This is a genomic window from Pseudomonas sp. SDO55104_S430 (assembly GCF_054070595.1).
The window spans coordinates 18,548-27,188 of record NZ_JBSVXG010000079.1; the positions used below are offsets into that span (position 1 = coordinate 18,548).

General features: G+C 63.1%; 8 protein-coding genes. 3 read left to right on the forward strand and 5 right to left on the reverse strand.

Annotated features, from left to right (window positions below; genetic code table 11):
* Positions 1-17 precede the first annotated feature (17 nt).
* The 5 genes from bioD to bioB form a co-directional block, all read right to left on the reverse strand.
* Complete coding sequence (bioD, locus tag ACW9JE_RS15780; RefSeq protein ID WP_457433261.1) at positions 18-698, reverse strand: dethiobiotin synthase; 681 nt, start codon at positions 696-698, stop codon at positions 18-20.
* On the reverse strand, positions 695-1,507 hold the full coding sequence (bioC, locus tag ACW9JE_RS15785) for a malonyl-ACP O-methyltransferase BioC (protein WP_457433262.1): 813 nt from the start codon (positions 1,505-1,507) through the stop codon (positions 695-697). The genes bioD and bioC overlap by 4 nt, the downstream gene beginning before the upstream one ends.
* Positions 1,500-2,231: an alpha/beta fold hydrolase gene (locus ACW9JE_RS15790; RefSeq protein ID WP_457433263.1), complete on the reverse strand. Its 732-nt coding sequence runs from the start codon at positions 2,229-2,231 to the stop codon at positions 1,500-1,502. Before ACW9JE_RS15790 ends, bioC begins: the two co-directional genes overlap by 8 nt.
* Positions 2,224-3,402, reverse strand: a complete 1,179-nt coding sequence (gene bioF, locus ACW9JE_RS15795) for an 8-amino-7-oxononanoate synthase (RefSeq protein WP_457433264.1) — start codon at positions 3,400-3,402, stop codon at positions 2,224-2,226. Before bioF ends, ACW9JE_RS15790 begins: the two co-directional genes overlap by 8 nt.
* Before the next feature lie 165 nt (positions 3,403-3,567).
* Positions 3,568-4,623 carry a biotin synthase BioB gene (gene bioB / locus ACW9JE_RS15800; protein ID WP_457433265.1) on the reverse strand — a complete coding sequence of 352 codons (1,056 nt, stop codon included), beginning with the start codon at positions 4,621-4,623 and terminating at the stop codon, positions 3,568-3,570.
* Between the two features lie 109 nt (positions 4,624-4,732).
* On the opposite strand from bioB, the gene ACW9JE_RS15805 reads away from it, so the two are divergent.
* The 3 genes from ACW9JE_RS15805 (at position 4,733) to ACW9JE_RS15815 (ending at position 8,564) form a co-directional block, all read left to right on the forward strand.
* Positions 4,733-5,473, forward strand: coding sequence for a ComF family protein (locus tag ACW9JE_RS15805; RefSeq protein WP_224541648.1), 741 nt, complete (start codon positions 4,733-4,735; stop codon positions 5,471-5,473).
* 213 nt (positions 5,474-5,686) lie between these two features.
* The gene (locus ACW9JE_RS15810; RefSeq protein ID WP_457433266.1) at positions 5,687-6,451 is read left to right on the forward strand and encodes a TOBE domain-containing protein; all 765 of its coding nucleotides are present in this window, start codon (positions 5,687-5,689) and stop codon (positions 6,449-6,451) included.
* A 211-nt stretch (positions 6,452-6,662) separates the two neighbouring features.
* Positions 6,663-8,564: a PhoX family protein gene (locus ACW9JE_RS15815; RefSeq protein WP_457433267.1), complete on the forward strand. Its 1,902-nt coding sequence runs from the start codon at positions 6,663-6,665 to the stop codon at positions 8,562-8,564.
* The last annotated feature ends 77 nt before the right edge of the window (positions 8,565-8,641 follow it).

The window sequence follows — 8,641 nt, forward strand, 5'->3', positions numbered from 1 at the left end:
TTTGCCATAGGCAAAATTTAATCAAGCAGGTCCAGCTGCAGATGTTCGGCCACCGCTTCCGGCGTGACGCCCTTGAGTTTAGGCACTCTTCCCAGGCACGGCGCCGGGATGCGTTCGGCCAAAGTCGCAAGGTTTTCTTCAAGGCGCGAAGTCTTCGGATCGATGATGTTGGCCACCCAGCCCGCCAGCTGCAAACCGTCCCGGGCAATCGCCTCGGCGGTCAGCAACGCATGACTGATGCAACCCAGGCGCACGCCGACCACCAGAATCACCGGCAGCCCCAAGGCCATCGCCAGATCCGAAAGATTGTCTTGATCGGCCAGGGGCACGCGCCAGCCACCAGCGCCTTCGATCAGGGTGAAATCGGCCTGCATGTCGAGAATCTGCCGCATCGGCGCCAACAGCGACTGCACCGTCAGCGCCACGCCTGCTTCCCGTGCGGCCAGATGCGGAGCGATGGCCGGCTCGAAGGCCACCGGGTTGACCTGTGCATAAGTCAGCGGCAACGAACATTCCGCCAGCAGCGCCAGCGCGTCCGAGTTGCGCAGGCCCTTGGGCGTCACGTCGCAACCGGAAGCCACCGGTTTGCCCGCCGCCGTGCTCAGGCCCGCCGACCGCGCGGCATGTAGCAAACCTGCCGCTACTGTGGTCTTGCCGACATCGGTATCGGTGCCGGTGATGAAATAGGCTGCGCTCATAAGGGTTTCTCCATAACGGCGTACACAACCTGATAAGTCGCCGGCAGGCCCTGGGCCTGACGAAACTGCTCGTAAGCCTCAATCAACCCCAGAATCCGCGCCCGGCCAGTCAGTCCGCCCGGCCGTCCAGGATTGATGTTATGCGCGCCCAACGCCTTGAGTTCATGGGTCAGGCTGCGCACATCCGGGTAATGCAGCACGTGGGGCCGGGTCTGCAGACTGATCGCCTGCAAGCCGCTGGCCGCGCACAACTGTTGATACATCGCGAACTCGCGGAAGCGGTTGACATGCACCATGCCGTCCACCTGCCGCCAGCTGTCACGCAGTTCAAACAAGGTGCCCACGCACAGACTAGCAAACGCAAAGATTCCGCCAGGCTTGAGTACGCGATGGGCTTCGCTGAGCACGCTGGCGAAGTCCGCGCACCATTGCACGGCGAGGCTGGAGAAGATCAGATCGCAGGTGGCATCGCGCAGCGGCAAACGCTCGGCATCGCCGGCGATGAAGTGCGTGGCGCCACCCAGTGGCCGTGCGTGATTGAGCATGCCTTCGGCGATGTCCAGCGCCAGTCCTTGTCCCTCGGGGAAACGCTCAGCCAGCGCACGGCTGAAATGCCCGGTGCCACAGCCAAGGTCCAGCCAGCGTCCTGGTACGAAATCTTCCGGCAAGCGGCTCAGCAACTGGCTACCGACATCGCGCTGCAACTCGGCCACGCTGTCGTAGCTCGATGCAGCGCGAGAAAAGGATGCCGCTACCTGACGCTTGTCGGGCAAGCCGCCTGGAAGCTGGGGATTGGATAAATCAGTCATCGCCGGACTCATGCAAGAAAGCGTGGATCGCCCCCGCCACACCGTGGGGGTCTTCCAGCAGGAACGCGTGGCTGGCCTGTTCAATCAGACCGATTTCTACATCCGGCAGCAGCGAAAGCAAGTCGCCAGCGGCTTCGGCGGGCACCAGACCATCGAGGCCGGCGAACAGGTGCAACTGCGGACCGCGAAAGGCCTGCAAGGCCTGCCGGGTATCCAGTTGGGCTAGCACCTGCAGCCCGTTTACCAATGCCGAGGCCGGACTGTTGGGCGCACCGCCGAGCATCAGCCGCGACAACCCGCGCGAGTCCTCGGCGCCTTGTGCGCACAGCAGCGAAAAGCGTTTGAGGGTCGTGCGCGGGTCGGCGGCGCAGCCGGCCAAAAAGGCATCGAAGGTTTCGCCAGGCATCGCACTTGGCCACTGCTCGTGACTGACGAAGGACGCATTGCTCGCCAGGGTCAGCAAGCCGCAGCAACGATCGCCACGACGGGCCGCCAGTTGCGAGGCGAGCATGCCGCCCAGGGACCAGCCGCCGAGCCAGGCGTCCTGGGGGATCGTCGAATCGAGTTCATCGAGCCACTCTTCAGGATCGCTCGACTCCAGCTCCGGCAACGGCTCGATTTCCACCCGCAGGTGTTCGTCCAGGCCTTGCAGGGCCGCCGCCAATGGCTCCAGCGGGGAAATTCCGAGGCCCCAGCCGGGCAACAGAATCAGTCGATCACGCATCGTTTGGCTCCGGTCCAAGTTGTTTAAAACAATCGGCCAGTCCTTCTAACAATAGCTGCACCTGCGCTTCGCTGTGGGCGGCGGTCAGGGTCACGCGCAAACGGGCGCTGCCGGCGGGTACGGTCGGTGGACGGATCGCGGTCACCATCAAGCCGCGCTCGCGCAGCATCTGCGACAGGCGCACCGCACGCCCGGCGTCACCGATCATGATCGGCTGGATCGGCGTGAAGCTGTCCATCAGCGTGAGACCAATCTGCTCGGCGCCGTGGCGGAACTGGCGGATCAGCGTCTGCAAATGCTCGCGGCGCCAGTGCTCGCTGCGCAGCAGTTCCAGGCTTTTCAGCGTGGCGCAGGCCAGGGCCGGCGGCTGGCTGGTGGTGTAGATGTAGGGACGGGCGAACTGGATCAGGGTTTCGATCAGTTCCTCGCTGCCGGCGACGAAAGCACCGGCCGTACCGAATGCCTTGCCGAGGGTGCCGACCAGTACCGGCACATCCTCCATGCCCAGGCCGAAGTGCTCGACGCAGCCGCCACCGTTGGCGCCAAGTGGGCCGAAGCCGTGGGCATCGTCGACCATCAGCCACGCGCCCTTGGCCTTGGCTTCACGGGCCAGCGCCGGCAGATCGGCGATGTCGCCGTCCATACTGAACACGCCGTCGGTGACCACCAGGGTATTGCCGGTGGCTTTCTCCAGACGCGAGGCCAGGCTCGCCGCGTCGTTGTGCAGATAGCGACTGAAACGCGCGCCGGACAACAGGCCGGCATCGAGCAGCGAGGCGTGATTGAGGCGATCTTCGAGCACCGTATCGCCCTGCCCGACCAGCGCGGTGACGGCGCCGAGGTTGGCCATGTAGCCGGTGGTGAACAGCAGCACCCGCGGGCGACCGGTGAGGTCGGCCAGCGCTTCTTCCAACGCGTGGTGAGGGGTGCTGTGACCGATCACCAGATGCGAAGCCCCGCCACCGACACCCCATTTTCCAGCGCCAGCGCGCCAGGCTTCAATCACTTGCGGGTGATTGGCCAGGCCCAGGTAATCGTTGTTGCAGAAGGCCAGCAACGGCTTGCCATCGACCACCACCTCGGGGCCTTGCGGGCTTTCGAGCAGGGGGCGTTGGCGGTAGAGGTTTTCGGCACGACGGGCAGCCAGGCGTGCGGCGAGATCGAAAGACATGCAGGCCTCGACTATCCAGTGACACAAGTCTTCCCCTGTGGGAGCGAGCCTGCTCGCGATGGCGGTGTATCAGTCGACATCTCTATTGAATGTCAGTCCGCAATCGCGAGCAGGCTCGCTCCCACAAGGGGTTTCGCATTTCAATCAGAGCAACGGGTGGAGGGATCAAACCGCAGCGTTATAAAACTGCTCGCTGCTCTTCTGCTCCACCAACGCCTGCTCGATCGCCGCCTGATGCACCTCATCGGCATGCTCTTCCCGCGCTTCGGGCAGGATGCCCAGCCGCGAGAACAGTTGCATGTCCTTGTCAGCCTGCGGGTTGGCGGTGGTCAGCAGTTTTTCGCCGTAGAAAATCGAGTTGGCGCCGGCGAAGAAGGCCAGGGCTTGCATCTGCTCGTTCATGGCTTCGCGGCCGGCGGACAGGCGCACGTGGGATTTGGGCATGAGGATACGGGCAACGGCGAGCATGCGGATGAAGTCGAACGGGTCAACGTCTTCGGCGTTTTCCAGCGGCGTGCCGGCCACTTTCACCAGCATGTTGATCGGCACCGACTCCGGATGCTCCGGCAGGTTGGCCAGCTGGATCAGCAGGTTGGCGCGGTCGTCCAGGGACTCGCCCATGCCGAGAATGCCGCCGGAGCAGATCTTCATCCCCGAATCACGCACGTAGGCCAGGGTCTGCAGACGCTCGCTGTAGGTGCGGGTGGTGATGATGCTGCCGTAGAACTCGGGCGAGGTATCGAGATTGTGGTTGTAGTAGTCCAGGCCAGCCTTGGCCAGCGCTTCGGTCTGATCCTGATCCAGGCGACCGAGGGTCATGCAGGTTTCCAGGCCCAGGGCCTTCACGCCCTCGACCATCTTCAGCACATATGGCATGTCCTTGGCGGACGGGTGTTTCCACGCAGCGCCCATGCAGAAACGGGTCGAACCGATGGCCTTGGCGCGAGCGGCCTCTTCGAGGACCTTCTGCACTTCCATCAGCTTTTCTTTTTCCAGGCCCGTGTTGTAGTGACCGGACTGCGGGCAGTACTTGCAATCTTCCGGGCAGGCGCCGGTCTTGATCGACAGCAGCGTGGAAACCTGAACGCGATTGGCATCGAAATGCGCGCGGTGCACGGTCTGCGCCTGGAACAACAGGTCGTTGAATGGCTGAACGAAGAGTGCTTTGACTTCGGCCAAAGACCAGTCATGACGCAGGGTTGCAGAGGTGCTGGCGCTCATGGGCATTACCTTTCTTTTATGCAGGGCACGGTTCTATGCTGGGCGAGCAGCTGAGGCAGGGAATAACCACAGCCGCGACACGGATGTTCGGCATATTTAAGGAAGAGTCATGCGCTGTCAACCACGATACAAAGGACAGGTTTACATCTGGTTAAAAAACGAACAACACTGTTTGCTTTGCGATGAAGCCGCTGACGGCGCCACGCCCCTTTGCATGGCCTGTGAAACGGAGCTGCCCTGGCTGGGGGATCACTGCCAGACGTGTGCCCTGCCGCTGCCCGCTTCGGGCCTGACATGCGGCCAATGCCTGAAACAACCGCCGGCCTTCGAGCAGGTGATCGCGCCCTGGACCTACAGTTTTCCGATAGACAGCCTGATTACGCGCTTCAAGCACAGTGCGAAGTGGCCGTTTGGCCACCTGCTCGGTGAATTGCTCGCCCAGGCGTTGCAACATCGTTTCGACGACGACCTGCCCCGGCCCGATCTGCTGCTGCCGGTGCCGCTGGCCACCCGGCGATTGCGGCAAAGGGGGTTCAATCAGGCCGCGATGCTGGCACGCTGGCTGGGCAAACACCTAGATCTGCCTTGCGATGAACGGCTGCTGCTCAGAACCCAGGACACCGGCGCGCAGCAAACGCTGAACGCCAGCGAACGGCGGAAAAACCTGCGCAATGCGTTTGCGCTGGCGCCTGATGTGTCAGTCAAGGGTCGTCATCTGGCGCTGGTGGACGACGTATTGACCACCGGTGCCACGGCCCAGGCTTTGGCTAAATTGCTGATGGACGCTGGCGCTGCACGAGTGGACGTCTACTGCCTGGCGCGAACCCCAAAACCGGGCGACGCCCCCTAATCTGAAAACACAAATCCAAGGTGGGATCGCAATCCCTGTGGGAGCGTGGCTTGCCCGCGAAGAGGCCGGCACATTCAACATCAATGTCGCCTGACCTGACGCCTTCGCGGGCAAGCCTCGCTCCTACAGAGGGGTATGTGTGTACGTCACGTCTTGACTCCCACGCCATCACCCGCCAACGTCCCACCATCGTCACCACCAAAGCGCCCCGTCATGTCCCTGCCCACGCTGCTGTCCCAACACATCGCCCGCCGTCCACAACGCATCGCCCTGCTGCAGCACATCGCCGAACAGGGCTCGATCACCCGTGCGGCGAAAAGCGCGGGCCTGAGCTACAAGGCCGCCTGGGACGCCATCGACGAGCTGAACAACCTCGCGCAAAAACCGCTGGTCGAGCGCAGTGTCGGCGGCAAAGGTGGCGGTGGCGCGAAACTGTCCAGCGAAGGCGAACGGGTGTTGCGCCTGTATCAAAAGCTGCAAGCCTTGCAGGCCCAGGTGCTGGAAGCCGCCGAAGACGCCAGCGACCTCGACCTGCTCGGGCGCCTGATGCTGCGCACCAGCGCACGCAATCAACTGCACGGCACCATCGCCGCCATCGACACATTGGGCCACAACGACAGAATCCGCCTGGAATTGGCCGAAGGGCTGAGTATCGATGCGCAAATCACCCACGACAGCACCGTGCGTCTGGAGCTGCAACCGGGTGTTGAAGTGGTAGCCCTGATCAAGGCCGGATGGCTCGAAGTGCTGGCTGCCGAAGATCAGGCAACACCGGGATACAGTTTCCTCAAAGGCACCCTCGAAGAAATCCTCGACGCCGAAAACGGCCCCAGCGAAGTACGCATCAGCCTGCCCAACGGCCAGACCCTGTGCGCCCTGGCCGAACCCGAACACCTGCGATCTCGCGGCCTAAGAGCCGGCAAACCGGTAGGCGTCCAGTTCTCGCCATCCAACGTATTACTCGGCACACCGCTCTAGCCCAGGCATCAAACAACCCGGTGTAGCAGCTGCCGAAGGCTGCGTCCGACTGCGCTGCAGTCGCAAAAAAGCTCACCACGAAATCGCAGGCAACCACAGAACGGCCTGACGCAGCCTTCGGCAGCTGCTATAGGAACCTCGTCAACCAACTGCAACAAAACCTTCATCGAGCACCATTAAGGTAACTGCAAAAATTTGCAGGGAGCCTGATATGAGCCTTTTGGAAGAACACCAACCCACCGACCTCGAGCAGATGGTCGGCCTCAGCCGTCGTGGATTTATCAGCGCCGGTGCCCTGTGCGGCGCCGCGATGTTTCTGGGCGGCAATCTGTTGAGCCGCAGCGTGATGGCCGCCAGTGTCAGCGCCGGCAACAGCACTTTGCTCGGTTTCCCGAGCATTCCCGCCGCCACCACCGACAGCATCAGCCTGCCGCCGGGCTACAAGTCGCAGGTGCTGATCAGCTGGGGCCAGCCCCTGCACAAGAACGGCCCGGCCTTCGACCCGAGCGGCAATGGCAGCGCCGAGCATCAGGAAGTGCAGTTCGGCGACCACAACGACGGCATGAGCCTGTTCGCCTTCCCCGGTGACAAAAACCGCGCGTTGATGGCGATCAACAACGAATACACCAACTACCGCTACCTCTACCCCCACGGCGGCATGCCGCAGTCGGCCGAGGAAGTGCGCAAGGCCCTGGCAGCGGAAGGCGTGACGGTGCTGGAAGTGCAGCGCATAGGCGGTCAATGGCAGTTCGTCCAGGGCTCGGCCTACAACCGGCGCATCCACGGCAACTCGCCGATCGCCTTCAGCGGTCCGGCCGCCGGTCACGAGTTGTTGAAGACCAGCACCGATCCCCGAGGCAAGAAAGTGCTGGGCACCTTCCAGAACTGCGCCAACGGCAAGACGCCCTGGGGCACTTATCTGACCTGCGAAGAGAACTTCACCGACTGCTTCGGCAGCACCAACGCCGAGCAGAAGTTCGACGCCGCGCAAAGGCGCTACGGCGCCGTGGCGACCAGCAAAGAGATCAACTGGCACCAGCACGATGCGCGCTTCGACCTGGCGAGCAACCCCAACGAATTCAACCGTCACGGCTGGGTGGTCGAGATCGATCCGTTCGATCCGCAATCGACCCCGGTCAAGCGCACCGCGCTGGGTCGCTTCAAGCATGAAAACGCCGCCCTGGCCGAAACCCGTGACGGCCATGCCGTGGTGTACATGGGCGACGACGAACGCGGCGAATTCATCTACAAGTTCGTCAGCCGCGACAAGATCAACCACCAGAACCCCAAGGCCAACCGCGATCTGCTGGACCACGGTACTCTGTACGTGGCGCGCTTCGACGCCGGTGACGGCAATGCCGACCATCCGCGAGGCCAGGGTGAATGGGTCGAGTTGACCCACGGCAAAAACGGCATCGACGCCAGCAGCGGCTTTGCCAGTCAGGCTGAAGTGCTGATCCATGCGCGTCTGGCCGCCACTGTGGTCAAGGCCACGCGCATGGATCGCCCGGAATGGATCGTGGTCAGTCCCAAGGACGGCCAGGTCTATTGCACCCTGACCAACAATGCCAAGCGCGGCGAGGAAGGGCAGCCGGTAGGCGGGCCGAACCCGCGGGAGAAGAACGTCTACGGTCAGATCCTGCGCTGGCGCACCGACCGCGACGACCACGCCTCCCACACCTTCGCCTGGGACCTATTCGTGGTCGCCGGCAACCCGCATGTGCATGCCGGCACGCCCAAGGGCGGCTCGTCGAACATCACCCCGCAGAACATGTTCAACAGCCCCGACGGCCTGGCGTTCGATGAGGCCGGCCGGCTGTGGATCCAGACCGACGGCGACATGAGCAACGCCGGTGACTTCGCCGGCATGGGCAACAACCAGATGCTCTGCGCCGACCCGGTCAGCGGTGAAATCCGCCGCTTCATGGTCGGGCCGATCGGCTGCGAGGTGACGGGCATCAGCTTCTCGCCGGACCAGAAAACCCTGTTCGTCGGCATCCAGCACCCGGGCGAAACCGGCGGCTCGACCTTCCCCGAGCACCTTCCCAGCGGCAAGCCACGCTCTTCGGTGATTGTCATTACCCGTGAGGATGGCGGGATCGTCGGCGCCTGATCCGGCCTCATCGCGGGCAAGCCCGCTCCCACAGGGTTCTCGGTTGTTCGCAAATGTTGCGTTCACACCGCCCCACT

Excerpts from the sequence above, each read along its gene's own strand:
- bioD (WP_457433261.1), bottom strand. The coding sequence starts at position 698 with ATGAGCGCAGCCTATTTCATCACCGGCACCGATACCGATGTCGGCAAG.
- bioC (WP_457433262.1), bottom strand. The coding sequence starts at position 1,507 with ATGACTGATTTATCCAATCCCCAGCTTCCAGGCGGCTTGCCCGACAAG.
- ACW9JE_RS15790 (WP_457433263.1), bottom strand. The coding sequence starts at position 2,231 with ATGCGTGATCGACTGATTCTGTTGCCCGGCTGGGGCCTCGGAATTTCC.
- bioF (WP_457433264.1), bottom strand. The coding sequence starts at position 3,402 with ATGTCTTTCGATCTCGCCGCACGCCTGGCTGCCCGTCGTGCCGAAAAC.
- bioB (WP_457433265.1), bottom strand. The coding sequence starts at position 4,623 with ATGAGCGCCAGCACCTCTGCAACCCTGCGTCATGACTGGTCTTTGGCC.
- ACW9JE_RS15805 (WP_224541648.1), top strand. The coding sequence starts at position 4,733 with ATGCGCTGTCAACCACGATACAAAGGACAGGTTTACATCTGGTTAAAA.
- ACW9JE_RS15810 (WP_457433266.1), top strand. The coding sequence starts at position 5,687 with ATGTCCCTGCCCACGCTGCTGTCCCAACACATCGCCCGCCGTCCACAA.
- ACW9JE_RS15815 (WP_457433267.1), top strand. The coding sequence starts at position 6,663 with ATGAGCCTTTTGGAAGAACACCAACCCACCGACCTCGAGCAGATGGTC.